At 65.4% G+C, this 21,903-nt stretch carries 22 protein-coding genes; 15 read left to right on the top strand and 7 right to left on the bottom strand.

Going from position 1 to position 21,903, the window contains the following annotated elements:
- Nucleotides 1–64 precede the first annotated feature (64 nt).
- From ACIQWO_RS11845 to ACIQWO_RS11830, 4 genes are all read left to right on the top strand, one after another.
- The gene (locus ACIQWO_RS11845; protein WP_402823593.1) at nt 65–481 is read left to right on the top strand and encodes a hypothetical protein; all 417 of its coding nucleotides are present in this window, start codon (nt 65–67) and stop codon (nt 479–481) included.
- Nucleotides 478–2,028, top strand: a complete 1,551-nt coding sequence (locus ACIQWO_RS11840) for a TolC family protein (protein ID WP_402823590.1) — start codon at nt 478–480, stop codon at nt 2,026–2,028. Before ACIQWO_RS11845 ends, ACIQWO_RS11840 begins: the two co-directional genes overlap by 4 nt.
- Nucleotides 2,025–3,371 (top strand): multicopper oxidase family protein, encoded by a 1,347-nt coding sequence (locus ACIQWO_RS11835; RefSeq protein WP_402823587.1) that lies wholly within the window; start codon nt 2,025–2,027, stop codon nt 3,369–3,371. The genes ACIQWO_RS11840 and ACIQWO_RS11835 overlap by 4 nt, the downstream gene beginning before the upstream one ends.
- 89 nt (nt 3,372–3,460) lie before the next feature.
- Nucleotides 3,461–3,886, top strand: coding sequence for a plastocyanin/azurin family copper-binding protein (locus ACIQWO_RS11830; protein ID WP_402823954.1), 426 nt, complete (start codon nt 3,461–3,463; stop codon nt 3,884–3,886).
- 42 nt (nt 3,887–3,928) lie between these two features.
- Here the strand turns inward: ACIQWO_RS11830 and ACIQWO_RS11825 are convergent, their stop codons facing one another.
- Together ACIQWO_RS11825 and ACIQWO_RS11820 are read right to left on the bottom strand one after the other, a co-directional pair.
- A complete protein-coding gene (locus tag ACIQWO_RS11825) occupies nt 3,929–4,513 on the bottom strand; it encodes an IMPACT family protein (RefSeq protein ID WP_402823584.1) in 585 nt (194 codons plus the stop codon).
- A 15-nt stretch (nt 4,514–4,528) separates the two neighbouring features.
- A complete protein-coding gene (locus tag ACIQWO_RS11820) occupies nt 4,529–5,398 on the bottom strand; it encodes a PhzF family phenazine biosynthesis protein (protein WP_402823581.1) in 870 nt (289 codons plus the stop codon).
- Nucleotides 5,399–5,777: 379 nt separating this feature from the next.
- Between ACIQWO_RS11820 and ACIQWO_RS11815 the strand changes: the two genes are divergently transcribed.
- A complete protein-coding gene (locus ACIQWO_RS11815) occupies nt 5,778–6,497 on the top strand; it encodes a pirin family protein (protein ID WP_046290521.1) in 720 nt (239 codons plus the stop codon).
- 176 nt (nt 6,498–6,673) lie between these two features.
- Here ACIQWO_RS11815 and ACIQWO_RS11810 read toward each other — a convergent pair whose 3' ends face one another.
- Both ACIQWO_RS11810 and ACIQWO_RS11805 read right to left on the bottom strand, forming a co-directional pair.
- A complete protein-coding gene (locus ACIQWO_RS11810; RefSeq protein ID WP_402823577.1) occupies nt 6,674–7,168 on the bottom strand; it encodes a 6-pyruvoyl trahydropterin synthase family protein in 495 nt (164 codons plus the stop codon).
- A 4-nt stretch (nt 7,169–7,172) separates the two neighbouring features.
- The gene (locus ACIQWO_RS11805; RefSeq protein ID WP_402823575.1) at nt 7,173–8,438 is read right to left on the bottom strand and encodes a GTP-binding protein; all 1,266 of its coding nucleotides are present in this window, start codon (nt 8,436–8,438) and stop codon (nt 7,173–7,175) included.
- A 377-nt stretch (nt 8,439–8,815) separates the two neighbouring features.
- Between ACIQWO_RS11805 and ACIQWO_RS11800 the strand changes: the two genes are divergently transcribed.
- The 5 genes from ACIQWO_RS11800 to alkB all read left to right on the top strand — a co-directional run bounded on the left by ACIQWO_RS11800 (nt 8,816) and on the right by alkB (nt 13,133).
- A complete protein-coding gene (locus tag ACIQWO_RS11800) occupies nt 8,816–9,424 on the top strand; it encodes a copper resistance protein CopC (protein WP_402823573.1) in 609 nt (202 codons plus the stop codon).
- A complete protein-coding gene (locus ACIQWO_RS11795) occupies nt 9,424–10,413 on the top strand; it encodes a copper resistance D family protein (RefSeq protein ID WP_402823571.1) in 990 nt (329 codons plus the stop codon). Before ACIQWO_RS11800 ends, ACIQWO_RS11795 begins: the two co-directional genes overlap by 1 nt.
- A gap of 97 nt (nt 10,414–10,510) precedes the next feature.
- Nucleotides 10,511–11,719, top strand: coding sequence for a bifunctional DNA-binding transcriptional regulator/O6-methylguanine-DNA methyltransferase Ada (gene ada / locus ACIQWO_RS11790; protein ID WP_402823569.1), 1,209 nt, complete (start codon nt 10,511–10,513; stop codon nt 11,717–11,719).
- Nucleotides 11,716–12,447, top strand: coding sequence for a 2OG-Fe(II) oxygenase (locus ACIQWO_RS11785; RefSeq protein ID WP_402823566.1), 732 nt, complete (start codon nt 11,716–11,718; stop codon nt 12,445–12,447). Before ada ends, ACIQWO_RS11785 begins: the two co-directional genes overlap by 4 nt.
- 26 nt (nt 12,448–12,473) lie before the next feature.
- A complete protein-coding gene (gene alkB / locus ACIQWO_RS11780; RefSeq protein ID WP_402823563.1) occupies nt 12,474–13,133 on the top strand; it encodes a DNA oxidative demethylase AlkB in 660 nt (219 codons plus the stop codon).
- 36 nt (nt 13,134–13,169) lie between these two features.
- On the opposite strand, the gene ACIQWO_RS11775 is transcribed toward alkB, so the two are convergent.
- Together ACIQWO_RS11775 and ACIQWO_RS11770 are read right to left on the bottom strand one after the other, a co-directional pair.
- Nucleotides 13,170–13,790: an NAD(P)-dependent oxidoreductase gene (locus ACIQWO_RS11775; protein ID WP_402823560.1), complete on the bottom strand. Its 621-nt coding sequence runs from the start codon at nt 13,788–13,790 to the stop codon at nt 13,170–13,172.
- A 51-nt stretch (nt 13,791–13,841) separates the two neighbouring features.
- The gene (locus tag ACIQWO_RS11770) at nt 13,842–14,576 is read right to left on the bottom strand and encodes a DsbA family protein (protein WP_402823557.1); all 735 of its coding nucleotides are present in this window, start codon (nt 14,574–14,576) and stop codon (nt 13,842–13,844) included.
- A gap of 134 nt (nt 14,577–14,710) precedes the next feature.
- Between ACIQWO_RS11770 and ACIQWO_RS11765 the strand changes: the two genes are divergently transcribed.
- Complete coding sequence (locus tag ACIQWO_RS11765) at nt 14,711–15,631, top strand: LysR family transcriptional regulator (RefSeq protein WP_150660970.1); 921 nt, start codon at nt 14,711–14,713, stop codon at nt 15,629–15,631.
- A 312-nt stretch (nt 15,632–15,943) separates the two neighbouring features.
- Nucleotides 15,944–17,656, top strand: coding sequence for an acid phosphatase (locus tag ACIQWO_RS11760; protein WP_402823553.1), 1,713 nt, complete (start codon nt 15,944–15,946; stop codon nt 17,654–17,656).
- An 88-nt stretch (nt 17,657–17,744) separates the two neighbouring features.
- Here ACIQWO_RS11760 and ACIQWO_RS11755 read toward each other — a convergent pair whose 3' ends face one another.
- On the bottom strand, nt 17,745–18,200 hold the full coding sequence (locus ACIQWO_RS11755; RefSeq protein ID WP_402823550.1) for a MarR family winged helix-turn-helix transcriptional regulator: 456 nt from the start codon (nt 18,198–18,200) through the stop codon (nt 17,745–17,747).
- A 195-nt stretch (nt 18,201–18,395) separates the two neighbouring features.
- Here ACIQWO_RS11755 and ACIQWO_RS11750 point away from each other — a divergent pair, with 195 nt between their 5' ends.
- The 3 genes from ACIQWO_RS11750 to ACIQWO_RS11740 all read left to right on the top strand — a co-directional run bounded on the left by ACIQWO_RS11750 (nt 18,396) and on the right by ACIQWO_RS11740 (nt 21,853).
- Nucleotides 18,396–20,081, top strand: coding sequence for an FAD-dependent monooxygenase (locus ACIQWO_RS11750; RefSeq protein ID WP_402823547.1), 1,686 nt, complete (start codon nt 18,396–18,398; stop codon nt 20,079–20,081).
- 27 nt (nt 20,082–20,108) lie between these two features.
- Nucleotides 20,109–20,312, top strand: a complete 204-nt coding sequence (locus ACIQWO_RS11745) for a DUF2783 domain-containing protein (RefSeq protein WP_402823544.1) — start codon at nt 20,109–20,111, stop codon at nt 20,310–20,312.
- A 131-nt stretch (nt 20,313–20,443) separates the two neighbouring features.
- Nucleotides 20,444–21,853 (top strand): MFS transporter, encoded by a 1,410-nt coding sequence (locus ACIQWO_RS11740; protein ID WP_402823541.1) that lies wholly within the window; start codon nt 20,444–20,446, stop codon nt 21,851–21,853.
- The last annotated feature ends 50 nt before the right edge of the window (nt 21,854–21,903 follow it).

Raw genomic sequence — 21,903 nt, 5'->3', positions numbered from 1 at the left:
GTGCGCGCAGCCTTCCCAGGCGCGTGTCGCCACGCCCGACATCGCCAGATCGACGAGTCTTTCGATGACGTTTCTCTCCTTACGACGGCACGCCTGGTGTGTGCCCGTCGCGCTATCTCTGTGGGGCGTGAGTTCGCTACCCGCCGTCGCCGCTGAACCGGCGACAACAACAGCCGTCTCCGACGATCCCGCGTCTCCCGATGCCCCTGCCGGACCGCAATCCGCCGCCGTACTAAGCGACTTCACCCGGCCCGCGCTGTCTGTTGCGACAAGCGACTGGCGCATGGTGAACGCCAGCGTTTCGGGTATGTCCGGGATGTCCGATTCGGGACATGACATGACCAGCCACAGCGGGCATGCAATGAGTCCACCCGCCAAGTCAGGCCACGAAGGCATGGGGCACACGATGCCCATGACGTCGCCTCCCGGCACGTCTGGCGATCCTCACGCCGGTCATGGCGGAAAGGGAGGCCCGCAATGACGAGCGCTCATTGGTCATCCACGACAGCGACGGCTCCCACACGTCGAACGCCGTTGGCCGCCGTCGCGATGGCCGCGATAGCCACACTGGTGCTGTCCGGTTGCGCAACGTTCAGCGACGACGGCGGTTTCACGCCGGTCGCCGATGCCACACAACAACGTCTCGGCAAATCGGCCGTCTGGGCACGCGACGACGCCGCAGCACAAGCGCTCGCCAAACAGCGCGACGACTTACTCGCACACCCGCTCGATATCGACACCGCCGTCCAGCTCACGCTGCTGAACCATCGAGGCTTGCAGGCGACGTACGCAGAACTCGGCATTGCCGAAGCCTCGCTCGTTCAGGCGGGACGTCTACCCAATCCCCGCTTCTCCTTTCAGCGCGTGCAAGGCGGTGGCGACGTCAGCATCGAACGCACGTGGGGCATCGACTTTGTCCGTGTCCTGACGATGCCGCTCGCCTCACGTGTCGAAGCGCGCCGGTTCGCACAGGTGCAGGCGCAGGTCACGCAAGCCATTGTCGAGCAGGCGACGCTCACACGCCGCGCATGGATCGACGCCGTTGCCGCACAGGAACGCGTGCAGATCCTTGAGCAGACGAGCCTCGCCACGCAAGCTGCCAGCGAACTCGCCGACGGCATGGCGCGTGCAGGCAACTTCAGCGCCATGCGGCGCACGCAGGAGAACCTCGTCTACGCAGATACGGCCGCGCGTCTCGCACGCGCCCGCGAGCAGGCGAACGCAGCACGCGAACAACTCGCACGGCAAATGGGCCTCTGGGGTCAGCAACTGAGCTTCACGTTGCCGCATCGTCTGCCCGCCTTACCCGCGAGCCGCCCCGCTTGGCCCTACGCCGAAGCGCAAGCCATCCGCGAACGTGCCGACGTGCGCGCCGCACGCGCTGCGCTCGATGCCACCACGAGCGACCTCGGTCTGACCCGCGTCACGCGTTTCGTCAACGTGCTGGACACGGCGTATCGCAACAACAGCGCCACCGGTTCACCCAGCGAGCGCGGCTACGAGATCTCGCTGGAAGTGCCGCTGTTCGACTGGGGTTCGACGCGCGTCGCCGGGGCCGAAGCGCGCTATCGCCAGAGCGTCGACCGTCTCGCCGACACAGCCGTTGCCGCACGCGCGGACGTTCGCACACGTCGCGCGCAGACGCTCGCTGCGTGGGACATCGCCGAGCACTACCGCACGACCATTTTGCCGATGCGTCAGCGGGTGTCCGACGAGTGGCTACTGCGCTACAACGGCATGCTCGCCAGCGTCTTCGACTTGCTGACGGACGCACGCGAGCAACGCGACACGGTCCTTGGCTACATCGACGCGACGTCCGATTACTGGCTCGCCGATGCGGCGTTTCGCGAGAGCCTTGGCGGCGGGACGCCTGAATCGTCTGCATCGAGTTCGCAGACGGAGGCGCCCACGCCAGTCGCTTCACCCTCGTCTGCTGCGACATCTGCGCAATCGGCACCCGCCACACCACCTGCCTCCGCGCAGCCTGCTTCATCTCACCAGTCTCACCAACACGGAGGTGGAGAATGACTTCGCGCCGACGATTCCTGCGTGACGCCAGCCTCGCCGTCGTGGGCGCAGCCGCCGTCGAACGCACCAGCCTCGCAGCGCTGCCGGATGCCGCCACCCGCAGCGACGCCAGCACCGCCAAACCGCTAGCCCCGCCCAACGGACGCCCCTACCGCCCCGTCGTCACGCTCAACGGCTGGACGCTCCCGTGGCGCATGCGCAACGGCGTCAAGGAATTCCACCTGGTCGCCGAACCCGTGGTGCGTGAAATCGCGCCCGGCATGCAGGCCAACCTCTGGGGTTACAACGGCCAGAGTCCGGGGCCGACCATCGAGGTCGTCGAGGGCGATCGCGTGCGTCTGTACGTGACGAACCGGTTGCCCGAGGCCACGAGCGTGCACTGGCACGGCCAGCGTCTGCCCAACGGCATGGACGGGGTAGCCGGTCTCAACCAGCGCGCCATCGCGCCTGGCCAGACGTACGTCTACGAGTTCGAAGCGAAGCGTCCCGGCACATTCATGTACCACCCGCACGCCGACGAGATGATGCAGATGGCGATGGGCCTCATGGGCTTCTGGGTCACGCATCCGAAAGACCCGTCGTTCATGCCGGTCGATCGCGATTACGTGTTTCTCATCAATGCCTACGCCATCGACCCGGGCACGCGCACGCCGCGTGTGAACGAGATGACGGACTTCAATCTCTGGACGTGGAACAGCCGTGCGTTTCCGGGCATCGATCCGCTGGTGGCGCGTCAGGGGGACAGAGTGCGTATCCGCATCGGCAACCTCACGATGACGAATCACCCGATTCATCTGCACGGTCACGAGTTCAAGGTCACGGGCACCGACGGCGGCTGGGTGCCCCCCACCGCGCAATGGCCGGAAGTCACCACGGATGTTGCCGTCGGACAGATGCGCGCCATCGAGTTCGACGCCACCGAGCCCGGCGACTGGGCCTTCCACTGTCACAAGTCGCACCACACGATGAACCCGATGGGTCACGACGTGCCGACCATGCTCGGCGTGAATCAGCGCGAGATCGCAAAAAAGATCACGCGCATCATTCCCGACTACATGGCGATGGGCGAAACCGGCGCATCGATGAACGGTATGGAAATGCCCATTCCCGAAAACACGCTGCCGATGATGACGGGCACCGGCCCCTACGGCCCCATCGAAATGGGCGGCATGTTCACCACCCTCAAAGTGCGGCAAGACCAGCCGCGCGACAGCTATCGCGATCCCGGCTGGTATCGCGCGCCACGCGGCACTGTCGCAAGTCCGTGGCAAGGCAGCACTTCAGCGTTACCCTCTACCCATCGCCCGCCCGCAAGCGCAGGCAAAACCGGAGTCAAATCATGATTGGTCCGCACTTCACATCGTTGTTCAACCGCTCGGTCACCGCCCCTCTCGTCCTGGGTGCCGCCACGCTTGTGCTCAGTCTGCCCGCGATGGCCGACGACCCGCACGCCATGCACATGCAGCACGGCCACAGCAGCGAGGCTGCCGCGATCGGTGAGCCCGGCGACGACGCGCAGGCCACCCGCACGGTCGACGTCGACATGCGCGACACCATGCGCTTCTCACCGGCCACACTGACCGTGAAGCGTGGCGACACGGTGCGCTTCGTCGTCACTAACAACGGCAAGATCCGTCACGAACTGACGCTGGGCACGGCGGCGTCGCTCGCTGAGCACGCAAAGATGATGCAGCAGATGCCGGGCATGACCCACGCCGAGCCGAATGCAGTGACGGTCGAGCCCGGTCAGCGCAAGACGCTGGTGTGGCACTTCACGCAAGCCGGAACGGTGGAGTTCGCGTGTCTTGAGCCGGGGCACTTCGAAGCGGGCATGCGAGGGGTTGTGAACGTTCGCTGATGCACGATGAGCAGCGACGATGGGCGATGACGAGTCGCCTCGTCAGTCGTCGCTTCGCACGAGGCCGCCGCTGAGCGCTTCGGTGGCGTCGGCCTCGAACGCTTCGACATCGCGCACCTTGAGCCGCAGACGCAGGGTGACGGCGTCGTCATAGGCGGCGTCGAGCACCTCTGCGGCGTGACGCTCCGCTATTCGGCGCAGCGTCGCCTCGTGAGCAAACGAACAGCGGTAACGGGGTTCCACCGTCGGTTCGACGGCGGTGAGCGTTGCGAGCTTTAGCGCTTCGCTCACCGCTTGTCCGTACGCGCGCGTCAGCCCACCCGCGCCCAACTTGATCCCGCCGTAGTAGCGCACCACGACCGCGAACACGTTCGCCAGCCCCTTGTGCATGAGGACGTTGTACATCGGCTTGGCGGCGGTGCCTCCCGGCTCGCCGTCGTCGTCGAATCCCGATGCTCCCTCGCACAACAGCACCCAGCAGTAATGCGTGGCGTTCGGATAGCGCACCCGCAGTGCATCCAGTTCGCGCATGGCCGCTTCGCGCGACGCCACAGGCATGACGATGCCGATAAACCGGCTCTTTCTGATCTCCAGCTCGGTCTCGACCGGTGCTGCCAAAGCGTACATACGACGGTATTCCTCTTACAGCGTGACCTCGCCACGCGCGATTTCGATCACGTTGCCGCCCACACGAATCTCGCGATCCGCGGTGACTTCGAGCGTCAGACGGCACGCACGCTCGATGGCGTCGCCCTGCGACACGCGCGCACGCACAGGCAACGGATAGCCCTGCCCGATCAGCCAGCCGCCCAGATTGGCGCATGCCGACCCCGTGCCCGGATCTTCGCTGACACCGCCACCCTGCGTGGTGAAGAAGTAACGCGCCGTGACCTGCAACTCGTTGCCTTGTCGGTCGTCGATGGAGAACACGTAGCCCGTCTTGCGCTCAAGGCTCGAGAGCGGCCAGCGTTCCAGCTTGGCGCTATCGGGCTGAGCGCGGGCGACGGCGTCGGCATCGCGCACGGGAATCAGCAACTGATCGGCCCCGGTATCGACCCACTGCGGCGATTGCGCCAGATCGTCACGGCTCAGGCGCACGAGCGCTGCGATATCCGAATCCGCTTCGGTGGCTTTCTGAATCTTCGGCTCGCCCGACGACGGTGCGGTCAGCGTCCAGTGGTCGCCCTGTGCCTGCACCGGCACCAGACCGGCGGCGAACTGCAGCGTGACGTTATCGCCCAGGCCGCGCAAGGAACGCAGCACGTGCGCGGTACCTAGCGTCGGATGGCCCGCGAAGCGCATTTCGTAGCCGGGGGTGAAGATACGTACATGAGCGTCGGCCGTCTCCGAAGGAAGAATGAACGTCGTCTCGGACAGGTTGAACTGACGGGCCAGCAATCGCATCTCGTCGTCGCTCATGCCGCGGGCGTCCTCAAACACGCACAGCGGATTGCCGCCGAACGTGGATTCGGCGAAGACGTTGACGATACGGAATGCGTAACTGCGACTCATGGCGATGCTCCAGTAAGAGGTGGATCGTGACGGAATCGAACATTTGCACGGCCGCCCATGCTTCGTGAGCGCAGGCTGCCGCCGGTTGGCCGGTCGTCTGGCCTTTCGAAAGAAGGCTCGTAGTCTCGCACATCGCGCCGCAGCACGGGCGTCCTGCGGGGCGCTCACGCCCACTTTCGGTGTTTTGTACCCCGTTCGATCGGAATCGTCCGATGTCCGAGCGGAAAACACGCCGAATCGGCTGCCACCAATTGACAACCATAACGAGACAATAATTCGCAAATCAGACGGATTGCGGTTCTCGATGGGGACTCTAAAATGTCATTCATCGAGGCCAACACAGCCTCCTAACCAAACGATGAAGTGACAGGAGCCCATCATGCTGGACATCAGAAAAGCTGCAGACCGAGGCGTTGCCAACCATGGCTGGCTGAACTCGCACCACACGTTCTCGTTCGCGAATTACTACGATCCGAAGCAAGTCGGCTTCTCCGATCTGCTGGTGATCAACGACGACCGCGTGGCGCCGGCACAGGGCTTCGGCAAGCACCCGCACCGCGACATGGAGATCTTTTCGTACGTGCTCGAAGGCGCGCTCGAACACAAGGACACCATGGGCACGGGTTCCGTGATCGAGCCGGGCGACGTCCAATTGATGAGCGCAGGCCGTGGCGTGGCGCACAGCGAGTTCAACCACTCGAAGACCGATTCGGTGCACTTCCTGCAAATCTGGATCGTGCCGAACCAGACGGGCATCGCGCCGGAGTATCAGCAACAACGCTTCACGGCGGAAGAAAAGCGCGGCCAGCTGCGCAAGATCATCTCGCCGGACGGCAGCGACAACTCGCTGCACATCCATCAGGATGCGCGCGTGTATGCCGGGCTGTTCGACGGTGACGAATCGGCCACGCTGACGCTCGCGCCGAACCGCTACGCCTACGTGCACGTTGCACGCGGCAGTGTGAGCGTAAACGGTGTGGCGCTGGGTGAAGGGGATGGTGTGCGAGTGCGCGATGAGACGGCACTCACGCTGTCCGGTGGCAACGACGCTGAAGTGCTTGTGTTCGACCTGCGTCCGGTGGAAACGCCTGATTTCTAAGGTGCAGTCCGGCCTGGTCGGCAACGGTGGTCGTGGCGTACGGGCAGCTTCCCGCCGTGCGCCACACCTCGGGCACCGCCTTCCCTCGGTGCCCACGCGGCCGGTACCTCACGGTGCCGGTCGCATCTTTTTCTAATGTCGACGAATGCGAACGCGCGTCGACAAGCACGCGCGCTTCATGCCTCACGCATGGAGAGCGAGCAGGCGTCTCCGCGCGCATCGCGACTGACGGTGACGCGCGACAGCCCCACAAGATGCGGTGCGAGTGCGCGCCAGATGAACGCGCAGAGATTCTCCAGCGTCGCAGGACCGAGCCCGGCGACATCGTCCAGAAGACGATGGTCGAGGCGCTCGCTCACGCGCGTGAGGGCCGCGTCGAGCTGCGCCAGATCGAGCACCATGCCCGACTCACCCATCGGCGCGCCCGTGACTTCCACCGTCGCGCGATAGCTGTGCCCGTGGATGCGACGACTCGCATCCATGCTCGGCGGATCGATGTCGCGGCGGTTCAGCGTGTGCGCCGCCTCGAACACAAAGCTGCGCGACAACGTGAACTGGGCCCGTGTCTCGGTGGTGACGTGTGCGCGCGCACCCCGTTCTGACGGTTCAGGCGTCCGCTTTAACGCGCGCTCGCGTGCCGCTACGGGCTTCTCCGCATGGGTACGACTCATGCGTTCACGCCTCGTCGGCCATTTCCAGCGGCAGCGCGTGCTCGTCGTCACGCCACGCTTTATCGCCTTGCGCAAGTTCGACGGCGCTCAGGCGGCAATCCCGGAATGCCTTTTCGATGGACTCACGATCCAGATCGCGTCCGATGAACACGACTTCGTTGATGCGGTCGCCCCACGGCGCTTCCCAGTTCGATTCGATGGCCGTGCGTTGCGGGTCGCCGACAGGCGGCCACAAGTCCGGATCGGCCGCGGCCCACCATTGGCCGACCGACTCCAGCGTCGCCGTATTGCCCGCACGCGAATACGCGAGCGCCCATGCCGGACGATTTGCCGCCCAGACATAGCCCTTCGCGCGAATCAGCCCGTCGAACGGCATCGACATGAACGCCGCGAAACGCGCCGGGTGCATCGGCTCGCGCTGACGCAGCACGAAGCTCGTCACACCATAGGTATCCATTTCGGAATCGTGTTCGCCCACGAGCGCCTGTGCCCAACCGGCCATCTGCTCCGCGCGCACGGGGTCGAACAAGCCAGTGCCCAGCACTTCGTTAAGCGGCACCTGACCGCGTTCGCCCAGCACGATTTTGGCCGACGGATTGAGGCCGGTGATCAATGCTTTGACGGCGTCGAGTTGCAACGCATCGACGCAATCCACCTTGCTCACCACGACCACGTCGGCGAACTCGATCTGCTCGGTCAGCAGCTCTGCGAGACGGCGCTCGTCCTCGTCGCCTGCAACTTCACCGCGTTGCGCCAGCGTGTCCAGCCCGTTGAAGTCCTTCAGCACGTGCAGAGCGTCGACGACGGTCACCATCGTGTCCAGACGCGCGATGTCGGCAAGCGACTGTCCCGCTTCGTCGCGGAATTCGAACGTGGCGGCCACCGGCATCGGCTCGGCAATGCCCGTCGATTCGATCAGCAGATAGTCGAAGCGACCGTCCTGCGCGAGTTCACGTACGGCGATCAGCAAGTCCTCGCGCAACGTGCAGCAGATGCAGCCGTTGCTCATCTCGACGAGGCGCTCTTCCGTACGTGAGAGCGCCGCTCCGGCGTTGCTTGCGCCACGCTCGACGAACGACGCATCGATGTTGACTTCGCTCATGTCGTTGACGAGGACCGCCACGCGCAAGCCTTCGCGATTGCGCAGCACATGGTTGAGCAGCGTGGTTTTACCGGCGCCGAGGAATCCGGAAAGGACGGTGACGGGCAAACGGCGATCAGTACCGGCGACAGCGCTGACAGCGCCGGTTTGGGAGAGAGGGTGAGTCATGACAACAAAGTCCTGTGGTCTTGTGGGGCAGGCGTTCGCCCGAAGGATGCGCGCCGACGTCGCCCCACTGGAGGCGGGTGTCACCGCACCGGTGCCTGGGTTGACCGGTACGGCGAAGCGTGACGCCGCTGGCGCGCGCCGTCGGGGGGACCGGCGCAGCGTCACGCCGTCGCAGGCGCGTCGGCGCGCATTCGTGGCGATGCCAGCCATACACCGGACATCGCGTGGCCAATTCAGTAGCCGATTAAATGCAACAGAGTTGCAATATGGCGCGATGATACGGCGAGTGACCCCGTTTTGCAACTCAGTTGCACATAACCCACAGATTTCCGTGGAGACGTCGGTCTGGACAACACCCCGGGCAAGGGCCCGACACGATGCCGCGCAACGCGTCCGGCGGTGGAACCGGCGGGCTGCTGCGCCTGTCTGCAAGGTCTGCGATACTGCGCGAGCGGCGCGCTTCACGCGCCATTGCCCCTGACGGTTGGCTCATGCAGTTCGACACGCCTCGCGTGCCGCCGCTGCCGGATGGCCGCAATGTTCCCGTCTCTTTAGCCAAATTCGATATGCGCACTTCCAAAATCGCTTCCTCCGCTGTTCAGGCCTGTCGCGCAACCGGTGCGCTGCGTCGCGCGACGCGGGGTCTCACCGTTGCGGTCGCCATCGGGCTGGCCAGCCTGTCGCAGGGGGTCTGGGCGCACGCGCACATCGCGTCGAGCGAACCTGCTGCGCAGACCACCGTCGAGGCGCCCAAGGCGGTGCGCGTGACGTTCGACTCGGCGCTCGAAGGCGCGCTCTCGAAGCTCACCGTTGTCGACGCCAAGGGCAACGCCGTCACGCAGGCCAAGCCCGAACTCGACGCCGCCCGCAAGACCCTCACGCTCGCCGTCCCGACACTTGCCGCCGGGGAATATCAGGCGAACTGGGTGGCCGTGGCGAGCGACGGTCACCGCACCCAAGGCAGCTTCAAGTTCACCGTGAAGTGATGCCAGCGGAACTGGCCGCAGGCACCTGGCAGCCCGCCACGGCGGGCTTGCTGAATCTCGCGCTGGCGCTGGCCCTCGGCGTGTTGCTGCTGCGCAGCCCGCACGCGGTGCGCAGTGGCCTCACGCGGCGCGTGCTGCCTGCGTTCGCGGCCGGTTTGGCTGTGCTCGCGTGGATCGCCTATGTGCTGGCAAGCACCGAGGCGATGACGGGAGGCGACTGGGAAGATTCGTCGGCGATGTTCAGCGATGTGTGGGTCGTGCTCACGCAGACGCATTTCGGTCGCGCGCAATGGGTGGCCGCAATCGGTGCCGCGCTGCTGTGTGCGGGCGCGTGGGCATGGTACGAAGCGCGGCGGCGTCTGCGCGCCGTCATGCCGATTGCCGACGATCCGCGCGACCGGCATCACCGTCGCGAACATCTTCAGGAACGTTATGGCCGGTGGGTCTATGCCGCCGGTGCCGTGATTCTTGCGCTAGCGCGCGCGAGCACGGGGCATGCCGCAGATGCGTCGATGCCGTGGCTTGCCATCGGCGTGCATACGCTGCACGTGGCAGCGGCGGCGTCGTGGACGGGCGTGGTGCTAGTGGCCGGATGTGTGATCCCGGGCTGGCGTCACTGGCCCGTCGGGGCACGCGCCGCCTACGGTGAGCGATTGTCGTCGGTCGCCACGCTGGCGATGCTCGTCGCACTCGTCACCGGCGCGTTCAACGCGTGGCGCACGCTTGGTGAGAATGCGTCGCTCTGGTTCAGCGCGCAGAATGCCCCGTATACGGCGTGGCTGATCACGAAGCTGGTCCTCGTCGCGTGCGCGGCGTTGCTGGGCGCGTGGAACCGCTGGCACTTTCTGCCGCGTCTGGCGCTCGACACCGGCGACACGGCGCTCGATACGAGCGCGTTCGCACGCGTGGTCGCGATCGAGGCGCTCGTGCTGGTGATGGTGATGAGTTTCGCCGCGAAGCTCGGCACGACCATGCCACCGGGCGTCTGACGAAGGACTTCGAATTCGATAGCAAGAAACGGAGCGCAGCATCGCGACCGTCTCCCTAGACTGAAAGCCAGTCATCAGCCCTCGGGAGATCCTTGTGATGCACTTCTATCCTATGACCGCCAAACGTCCGTCACCCAAGCACCGCGACCCGCACGACAACGACGCCTCGCACAAAGAGTCGTCGGATGCGCGCACGGGTCCGGCGACATCTCGCTATGCCACCGACGACGCCAAATGGGCCGCCGTCGTGGCGCGCGACAAGCAGGCGGACGGCGAATTCTTCTACTCCGTGCGCACGACCGGCGTGTTTTGCCGTCCGTCGTGCGGCGCGCGACTGGCTCGCCGCGAGAACGTCGCGTTCCACACGGATATGGCAGCGGCCGAGCGTGCAGGCTTTCGTCCCTGCAAACGCTGCAAGCCCGATCAGGGCGCGCTCGACGCGCGTCATGCCGCGCTGGTGACGGCCGCCTGCCGCCGCATCGAGGCCGCCGAGGTGCCGCCGTCGCTCGAAACGCTCGCGGCTGAAGCCGGACTCAGCCAGCACTACTTTCACCGACTGTTTCGCTCGGTGACGGGGGTGACACCACGTGGCTATGCGAACGCTCGCCGCGCAGAACGCGTGCGCGATGCGTTGCCCGACGCGGAGAGCGTCACGTCGGCCTTCTACGACGCTGGCTTCAACTCCAACGGCCGCTTTTACGCCAGTGCCGACGCCCTGCTCGGCATGAAACCAGCGGCCTTCCGCGCAGGCGGCAAAGCTGAGTCGATCCGCTTTGCCGTGGCGCAATGCTCGCTGGGTGCACTGCTCGTGGCCGCAACTTCGCGCGGTCTATGCGCAATTTCGCTGGGCGACGATCCGGACGCGCTCGTGCGCGAATTGCAAGATCGCTTCCCCAAGGCGGAACTCGTCGGCGCAGATGCCGAATTCGAGCGCTGGGTCGCGCAGGTGGTCGGCTTCGTCGAATCGCCGCACATCGGCCTGTCGTTGCCGCTCGACGTGCGCGGCACCGCGTTCCAGCAGCGCGTGTGGCAAGCGTTGCGTGACGTGCCTGCGGGCGAAACGGCGAGCTACGCCCACATCGCCGAGCGCATCGGCTCGCCGCGTGCCGTGCGCGCTGTAGCGCAGGCGTGTGCATCCAACACGCTCGCCGTGGCGATTCCGTGTCACCGCATCGTTCGTAACGACGGTGCGTTGTCGGGCTACCGCTGGGGCGTGGAGCGCAAACGCGCGTTGCTCGTGCACGAGCATGAGGAGCGTGGCGAGCGACACGACAGCGACCATCGCTCTGCCAAGGTGAAGCTGTGAGCGCTCGCATCACGTCGCTCGACTGGGCCGCGCTGGAAGTCGAACTGAACGCTTTCGGCGCGGCGCGTATTCCGAATCTACTCAATGCCGACGAGTGCGCAGCGCTGTGCGAAATGTACGGAGAGACGAACGGACGTACCGGCACCACACCGACGTCCGAACGCTTTCGCAGCCGGATCGTGATGGCGCGTCACGGCTTCGGGCAAGGCGAGTACCAGTACTTCGCCTACCCGCTGCCGTCGCTCGTCGCCGAATTGCGCGAAGCGTTCTACGCGCCGCTGCGCGACATTGCGCACCGCTGGTACAAGGTGATGGGCATCGACACGCACTATCCGCCGACGCATCGCGCCTATCTCACGCAATGCCACGACGCCGATCAGCGCCGCCCGACACCCTTGCTTTTGCGTTACGAAGCGGGCGACTACAATTGCCTGCATCAGGATCTCTACGGGGAGCATGTCTTCCCGTTGCAAGTAGCGATTCTGCTGTCGCAGCCCGGCGAGGACTTCACCGGTGGCGAGTTCGTGCTGACCGAGCAACGTCCGCGCATGCAGTCGCGTGCTGAAGTGGTGCCACTCACGCGCGGCGACGCCGTCGTCTTCGCGGTGCATCACCGGCCGGTGAACGGTACACGCGGCGTGTATCGCGTGAACATGCGGCACGGCGTGAGCCGTGTGCGCAGCGGCCATCGCCACACGCTCGGTGTGATCTTGCACGACGCTACCTGACATCCTCCGGCCCTCATGACATCGCCATGACGCTCGACCTCTTCGGCAACGATGCCGACGACGACACTACCCACGCCCCGCAAACCGACGAACTCGGCCCGGGCGCGTTTGTGCTGCGCGGCTTTGCGCGTTCGCGTCTCACAACGCTGCAAGCGGATATCGATTCGGTGATTGCGCAGGCGCCGTTGCGTCACTGGCTGACGCCGGGCGGCAAGCGGATGTCGGTCGCCATGACCAATTGCGGGGACGTAGGGTGGATCAGCGACAAGATGGGCTATCGGTACGGCACGCACGATCCGCTCTCGAAGCAACCGTGGCCCGCGATGCCTGCGTCGTTCGTCGCGCTCGCAAGCGATGCGTCCGAAGCGGCCGGGTATCGCGATTTCTCGCCCGACGCGTGCCTCATCAACCGCTATACGCTCGACGCGCGACTGACGTTGCATCAGGATCGCGACGAGCGCGAGTTGGGCGCGCCTATCGTGTCCGTCTCGCTGGGCTTGCCCGCTGTCTTTCTGTGGGGCGGCCTGCAACGGGGAGACCGCACACGGCGCGTGCGGCTGGAGCCAGGCGACGTCGTCGTGTGGGGCGGTCCCTCGCGACTCGTCTATCACGGCATTGCGAGCGTCGAAGGCAGCTTCGACGCGCAAGCCGTGCGTTACAACCTCACTTTCCGGCAGGCGCGCTGATCGACATGAGCGTCAGCGTCACCTGCCTTCCGCATTTCAATAACCGACCGTGAAACGCGCACGCGGGTGCTGGTTCTTCTCAAGCTCGTCGACCAGCGCAATCGCGTAGTCTTCCATCGAGATCCAGCTCTTGCCGTTCGCATCGACGAGCAGTCCGTCGCCGCCGATGCGGAACTTGCCCGTGCGCTCGCCCGGCTCGAACAGTGCCGACGGCGACAGGAACGTCCAGTTCAGCGACGAATCCTTCGGCTCGGCGCGCAGCACTTCCAGGAACACACGACCGGCGCTTGCTTCGGGCTTGTAGGCGTCCGGGAATTCCGGCGTATCGATGAGCGCCTTGCCCGGTGCGATCTCGAGGCTACCCGCACCGCCGACCACCAGCAGGCGCGGCACACCCGCACGCTTCACGGCGTCGACGAGTTTGGCGGCGTCCATCGAGACGAAGCGACCGGCGCTGATCACGGCGTCGTGACCGGCGAGCAGCGGCGCGAGCGACGACGGATCGGACGCGTCGCCCTTGACCACGGTGAGACCTTTCTCAGCTTCGACGCGCTCCGGATTCCGGGCGATGCCCGTGACCGTGTGACCACGTTGCAGCAGTTCTTCGGCAACGCGCGTTCCGACGCGGCCAGTGATACCAATCAATGCGACTTTCATCAGGATGCTCCTGCGGATGAGGGGGTGACTTGCGGGTGAAATTCGGGAAATTCAGATTGCGCAGCCGTCGGGGCCGCACTGGGGCAATGCGCCAGCGTCGCCAATGGCGGTGGGCTGCACCGCCAGCAGGCGCTCGCGAAGCGCGTCGCGCCACGCGTCCGGCTGACCGAGATAGCGGCCGGGTTCGAGCCGTTCCAGTTGGCCGTCGATCTCCAGCGCGAACGTCGGGAAGCCGCTGCCGCCCATGCGCGTGAGCCATGCGCGGCTGTCACGGAAGTGCTGCATGAGCGCGTTGGCGTCCTGGGCGTTGAGTGCTTTGCCGAAAGCATCGCGATCCAGCCCGAGGTCCGCCGCGAGATCGATCAGCACGTCGCGATCGGCAATGCGTTTGCCGTCGACGTAATGGGCGCGCTGCACGGCGGCGAACATGTCGAGGCCGCGTCCCGCAAGCGCTTCGGCTGCCAGCACGGCTGCCGTGGGCGGGGCGGAATCGAACACGGCGGTGCCGTCACGCAGCAGGCCTTCGAAATAAGCGTCACCGAACGGCTGGCCGGTCAGGGCTGCGATCCGGTGATCGTGCGGCATGACATAGTTGCGCAACTGCGGCGTGACGGGCTGGGCGTTCGGACCGGCCATCATGCCGCCACCGTGAAACGCGACGTCAAGACCGGCCAAGTCGCGCGCGGCACGCACGAGCGGCGCGGCGGCGTAGCACCAGCCGCACAGCGGGTCGGCGATGTAATGCAACGTGGCTTGAGGGGCGGTTTGCGGCGTGGCTGAGGTCATAACGAGGTTCCTGTGTGTTGCAGCGCGAACGTTCAGGACGATTTCGCGCTTTCCATGATTGCCATCGTAGTCGCGCCACTCGCGCAAAAAAAGCCCATAATGACGATCACTTTGTTGCATCGATCGAGCAAATCATGGACCGTCTGACGGCGATGCGGGTCTTTACGGAAGTGGCCGAGCGCGGCTCGCTGACGGCGGCGGCGCAGCGGCTCGATATGTCGCGGGCGATGGTCTCGCGCTACCTCGCCGAACTCGAAGCGTGGCTCGGCACCCGCTTGCTGCATCGGACGACCCGCGCCGTGAGCCTCACCGACGCCGGTAACGACGCCCTGCCGCGTTGTCGCGAAATGCTCGGCATCGCCGACGATCTGGCATGCGCGTCGAACGCCGACAGCACGCCGCGTGGCTTGTTGCGCGTTGCGTGCAGCACGTCGCTCGGTCAGGCGTTTCTTGCTGCGGCGGTCACGCGCTTCATCGTGAAGCATCCGGGTGTCGCGATCGATCTCGTGGTCGCGGACCGCACCGTCGATCTGGTGGACGAGCGCATCGACCTCGCCATTCGCGTGACGACCGAGCCGTCGCCCGGTCTCATCGCCCGCAAGCTGGCGACGTGCCATTCCGTCATCTGCGCCGCGCCGTCCTATCTGCAACGTCACGGCACACCGACGCGCGCCGAAGACCTCGCGCTCCACAACTGTCTGACGTACACCTACTTCGGCAAGAGCCTCTGGCAATTCACGCATGACGGCGTGCCGCTCGGCGTCCCCGTGGGCGGCAATCTGTCGGCCAATGAAGTGAACGTGGTGTTCGCCGCAACGCTCGCGGGCGCAGGCATCTCAATGCAGCCGGTCTACTCGGCCCTGCCGCATCTGCGCGACGGTTCGCTCGTCGCGCTGCTGCCCGACTACGTGCCGCGCGAAATGACCGTCTATGGCGTGTACATCTCGCGCAAGCAGATGCCCAGCGCCCTGCGCGCGCTGCTCGACGATCTGGTGGAGCAATTCCAGACCGGACTCTTTCAGGACACGGGCTATCCGGGACGTCGGGCGGCCTAGTCGATCCGAACGCGCCGCTTTTTGCCCGTCGTCACGTTCATCGTCTCATTAAGGTTCAGCACGTCACGTCCCCGCCGAACCGGCGCGATCTGCAAACGCGCCGACCCCGACCTGTTTCACATTGCGTGACGCCTCGGCGATGTCACCGAAATGTCACATTCCCCGCGTAAAACCGTCGCTTGCCTCGCCCGCCCGGGCAAGCCGACACGTTAAGGGTCCTGAGTTACCTGCGGACCCTGCCCGTCAGTCCTTGCCGACCGGTCGCGGGCGCTCACGCGCGCCCCACTGCCCGACACGTCAAACAAGGACATCATGACGCACGACACCACGCCCCAGCCGCACGATCCGGCACTCGACGCCGACCTCTCGCACGACGACGATCCGACGAACCCGCAGCGTCGCCGCATTCTGCAAGGTCTGGCCGCCATTGGCGCCGCCGGTGCCGCTGGCGCGTCGCTGAGCGGCTGCGCGACCGAAGGCGGTGCCGGTGCACCGACCGCCGTCGCCGCAGGCGGCACGTTCGACGCTCAGCTCAAGGCCAATGTGAAGACGGTCGTCGTGATCTATCTCGAGAACCGCAGCTTCAACAACCTGTTCGCCGACTTCCCCGGCATCGAGAAGCCGCTCTCGAAGGTGGCCGCATCGAGCTACACGCAGCTCGATCGCGACGGCAAGACGCCGATGTCGCTGCTGCCGCCCGTGTTCGACGGTCTGGTGCCGCGCTCGCAGATGATCGGCGGCAAGAAGTACCACATCACCGAGAAGGACATTGCGCGCCAGCCGAACGCACCGTTCATGCTCAAGGACACCGAGGGCAAGCTGCTGCCGGAGTCGGTCATCACGCGCGACCTGTGGCACCTGTTCTGGCAGAACCAGATGCAGATCAACGACGGCGCGAACAACGAGTTCGCCGCCTGGGCGGACTCGGGCGGTCTGGTGATGGGCTACTACGGCGACACGGCCAAGACGCTCGACATGTACAAGATCGCGCAGCAGTACACGATGTGCGACAACTTCTTCATGGCGGCCTTCGGCGGCTCGTTCCTGAACCACCAGTTCCTTGTGACGGCGCGCCCGCCGATGTATCCGAACGCCGCGCAGAGCCCGGCCAAGGACAAGGTCGCCGTGCTGGCCGACGGTCCGCAGGGTGTGCGTCTCGCGGTTGCGCCGGACTCGCCCGCGTCGGCGGCCGACGGCAAGCCGAAGTTCGTGCGCGACGGTGCGATCACACCGGACAACTTCGCCGTGAACACGATGATGCCTGCGTATCAGCCGTCGCCGATCAAGCCCGCCGCATCGGGCGACAAGCATCTCGCCGACCCCTCGAACCCGGCCACGCTGCCGCCGCAGAACTACGCCACCATCGGTGACCTGCTGTCGACGAAGGGTGTGTCGTGGGCCTGGTATGCGGGCGCATGGCAATCGGCGCTCGACCACAAGGGCGGCGCGGACAAGCCGAACTTCCAGTACCACCACCAGCCGTTCAATTACTTCGCCCAGTTCGCACCGGGCACGGCAGCACGCGAGGAACACCTGCGCGATGGCGGTGAAGGCGACAGCCCGATCTCGAACAAATTCATCGCCGACGCGATTGCAGGCAAGCTGCCTGCCGTCACGTTCTACAAGCCGCAGGGCAACCTGAATCAGCACGCCGGTTATTCGGACGTGGAGTCCGGCGACCAGCACGTGGCGAACGTGCTTGCGCACCTGATGAAGTCGCCGCAGTGGAACAACATGGTGGTCGTGATCACGTATGACGAGAACGGCGGCTGGTGGGATCACGTGGCGCCGCCGAAGGGCGACCGCTGGGGTCCGGGCTCGCGCATTCCGGCCATCGTGGTGTCGCCGTTCGCCAAGCGCGGCAACGTCGATCACACGTTCTACGACACCACGTCGGTCCTGCGCTTCGTCACGCGTCTGCACGACCTGCCGACGCTCGAGGGCATCGCGTATCGCAACGCTGCCTTCGCAGCGCGCGGCACGAACCCGCCGGGCGATCTGACGAAGACGCTGAACTTTGCGTAATCGGGTTAGACCTCAGCGATAAAAAAAGGGCACCTTCGGGTGCCCTTCTTCATGGTGCCGACGCGCGCGGCGTGGTTGTGGTGCCAAGTCACTCCAGCTCATCAAGTTCATCCGAACGCAGCAGCAGCTTGTCCAGCAGAAGTTCGTACACGCGCATCTCGTCGTCACTCAGCGCTTCGAACAGTCGTTCGTAATGCGTGCGTGCGGCGTCGATCACCACGCGCCAGACACGCTCGCCCTCCGGCGTGAGCGTCACTTTCACAGCGCGGCCGTCGTGTTCGTCCGGGGCACGGCGCACCAACCCGCGCGTGACCAGCCCGTCCGCCCCACGGCTCGCCTGGCTCTTGTCCAGATTCGCCCGGCGCGCCAGCTCCGAGTTCGACAACGCCCCGGCCGTGCCCACCGCCGCCAGCACGCGCGATTCCGCCAGACTCAACTGCGCACCGTCCGCGTACGACTGCGCAATGCGCCTGTCGTGCTGCTTCATCAGGCGGTGCATCTTGTACGTCAGGAACTGGTCGAGCGATTTGTGGGATGGCCGCATTTCAGTGTTTTCCCCTAGACGAAATGGGTCGATATTTGGTTGCGAACGCAACCTTAGCACACTAGAATTGTTGCGTTAGCAACTAAATGCTCGATGACGTTCCTCGTCATTTGCGCGCCGTGCCTGCGCCGCCTCCCCGCTGACAAGAGGCCTCGCCCCACACGCGCCGAGCGGCTTTTCGGGTGCCGCATCACCATGCATAAACCAGAAACCACCCCGCGCGCGTCGCTGTATCACACGTATCGCGTCTATCCCCATTTTGCGCCGCAGAGCGACGCCCCGGCCGTGCCCGTCACCATCGTGGGCGGCGGTCCGATCGGCATGGTCACGGCGTTGGCGTTGGCGCGTCACGGTGTGCGCTGCGTCGTGCTGCAAGCCGAACAGCAAGTCTCCGAAGGCAGCCGCGCGATTGTCTTCACGCGTCGCTCGCAGGAGATTCTGCAAGCGGTCGGCGTGGCCGACGCCGTCGTCGCCAACGGTCTGCCGTGGACGAGCGGCAACTCGTACTATCGCGGCCAGCGCGTGTTTCGCATGGAGTCGCCCGTCGATGACGACGACCGCTTCGCACCGCTCATCAACCTCCAGCAAAACGTGCTCGAGAGTTATCTGGTCGACGCCATCGAGCGCGAGCCGCTCGTCGAGATTCGCTGGGGCAACAAGCTCACCGGACTGACGCAGGACGACGACGGTGTCGCGCTGCAAATCGACACGCCCGAGGGCGAGTACACGCAGCGCACGAGTTGGCTCGTCGCCGCCGACGGCGCGCGCTCGACAGTACGCACGACGCTCGGCCTGCGCTTCGAAGGCGCGAGCTATGAGGGCCGCTTCGTCATCGCCGACATTCGCATCGATCTCGATCTGCCGACCGAGCGTCTTGCCTTCTTCGCCCCCGACTGGAACCCGGGCAACACCGTGCTGATGCATCGTGAGCCGGGCGAGATCTGGCGAGTGGACTATCAGTTGCCAGTCGATGAGACGTCCGAACACGCGCTGCAACCGGAGACGATTCGCGCGCGCATCAACGCACAACTCGACATGATGGGTCTCGGCGGCAAGCCGTGGGAACTCGACTGGTGCTCGGTGTACTCGGCGCGCGCGCTAACGCTGCCCGACTATGTGCATGGGCGCGTGCTCTTCGCCGGTGACGCGGCCCACTTGCTGCCGATCTTCGGCGTGCGCGGGGCCAACACCGGTTTTCAGGACGCCATCGATCTGTCGTGGAAACTCGCGGCTGTCGTCAAGGGCGCGGCCCCGACGCCGTTGCTGGCGTCGTACACGCACGACCGCGTGGGCGCTGCACGCGAGATCATTTCGGAAGCGGGCAAGAGTACGCGCTTCATGACGCCGCCGTCACATGGATTCCGCGTGCTGCGCGACGCCGTGCTCGATCTCTCGCTCGATCATGAATTCGTGCGTCCGCTGTTCCACTGGCGTACGTCGCGCGCGCACGACTATCGTCACTCGCCGCTCAACAGTCCGAACGACGACAACGCGACGATGACCGCAGGCCCGAGCGTCGGCGCACCGACACCGAACGTGAAGCTCGCTGAGAACGACTATCTCTACGACCACCTCGGCGCGGCGTTCCATCTCGTGACGTTCGGCGATGCGCCGCTCGACGACGCGCTGCGTCAGGCCATCGTGACGTGGCGCGAGCGTGGCGTGCCCGTCAAGGTCATCGCCTTCGCGCTGTCCGAAAACACCGTGGCGGGTGCCGACCTCACATTGCCCGACCCGACAGGCCACGCCGCCGCCAAGTACGGCGCGGCCGATGGCACGGCGTACCTCGTACGCCCCGATCACCATATCTGCGCCCGTTGGTTGCAGCTCGACGCCTCGCGTCTGGCCAGCGCCCTTGCGCAGGCGACGGCGCTCGCCTGAACGCCCCGCTCTCCAAGGAAGCTCGTCATGACCGCTCAACAAACCGCCATCGCAGGCCTCGAAGACATCTACGACACACTCGCGCTGGCCATCGACGCCGCCCCGGCGGACAAGCGCGAGTTGCTGCTCGCCAAAGTCGTGCTGCTGCTCGCCAACGAGATCCGCTATCCGCAACGCGTGATCGATCTCATCACGCAGGCTGAGAGCAGCACGCAGTTGCAAGCCGCCTGACGGCGGTACGCGACGCCCAATCGTTCATATCGTTCGTTCAGTTCCTTTCGGCGTCCGCCCCCGATGGCGGACCCCATCTCAAAACACCGCCACATCAAACAAGGCGGGGAGCGCTGGAGAAGACACCCATCATGAGTCGTATCACGCCCGCCGCCGGTCTTACCGGCGGTATTGCCGCATCCGTACCCGACGCCCGCATTCCTGCAGACGCCCCGGTTCATCGCGTCGCCAGCGAAGCGATGGAGCGCGCCGTCGTGCGCAAGATCTCGCGGCGTTTGCTCGGCTTTCTGTTCGTCCTGTTCCTGTTCTCGTTCCTCGACCGCATCAACGTCGGCTTCGCAGCACTCACGATGAGTCAGGACCTCGGGCTCACGAGCACGATGTTCGGCATGGCCTCGACGGTTTTCTATCTGACGTACGTGCTGTGCGGCGTACCGAGCAACCTGATGCTCGTGAAGTTCGGCGCGCGTCGCTGGATCGGCGCGATTCTGATCGCGTGGGGCCTGGCATCGAGCGCGACGATGTTTGCGCATGACGCCACCAGCCTCTATCTGATTCGCGCCATCGTCGGCATTACCGAAGCAGGCTTCCTGCCGGGCATGCTGCTGTACATGGGCGACTGGTTCCCGTCTGCGGCACGCGCACGCGCCAACGCGTGGTTCATGATCGCGATGCCGGTGACGTCGGCGCTCGGTGCTGCTGCATCGGGCTATCTGCTGCGTCTGGACGGCGTGGCCGGACTCGCTGGCTGGCAATGGCTGTTCGTGCTCGAAGGCCTGCCAACGGTACTGCTCGGCCTCGTCACCTGGTGGTATCTCGACGACAAGCCGTCCGACGCGCGCTGGCTGAGCGCCACCGAGAAGCAGACGCTCGGCGCGATGATCGAACGTGATCGTGCCGAAGCGACGGCACGACAAGCGAGCGCGACGTCCGGTACGTCGGGCGCCAACACCAGCATGTGGCGTGCGATCTGCACGCCGAGCGTTGCGAAGTTTGCGCTCGGGTACTTCTGTCTCGTCAACACGCTCTCGCTGGCGTCGCTGTGGATTCCGCAGATCGTGAAGAGCTTCGGCACGACGAGCAGCAACGTCACCATCGGTCTGCTCGCCGCCATCCCGTCCGTGTGCACCATTGCGGGCATGATCTGGTGGGGACGCCGCTCCGACCGTCTGCAAGAGCGACGCTGGCACCTCGTGTTGCCGATGCTGTTCTCCGCTGCGGGCTGGGTCGTCACGTGCTTCGCACCGGAACCGTCGCTGCGTCTCGCGGGGGTGGCGATGGCGTCGACCGGCGCGTACACGGCGATGGCGATCTTCTGGACGGTGCCGGACCGCAGCCTCGCGCCGCACACCCGCGCGCTGGGGTTGGCCGTCATCAATGCGGTCGGCAACCTCGGTTCTGCTTTGAGCCCCATCGTGGTCGGCGTGCTCAAGGACTGGACGCACTCGTTCACCTCGGGGCTGATGTTCGCGGCGGTGAGCCTGCTCGTCGGCATCGGCGTGTTGTGGTTCGCGCCGCTGGGGCAGCGAGGCACGCGTTAGCCTCTCCCAAGCATATGAGGCATGGCGGTCACAGTTCCGGGTCATAATGC

The sequence above is a fragment of the Pandoraea sp. NPDC090278 genome (assembly GCF_044772185.1).
Taxonomy (GTDB): Bacteria; Pseudomonadota; Gammaproteobacteria; order Burkholderiales; family Burkholderiaceae; genus Pandoraea.
Note: the sequence above shows the minus strand (reverse complement) of the source record. Positions and strands in the feature narration are given on the sequence as shown.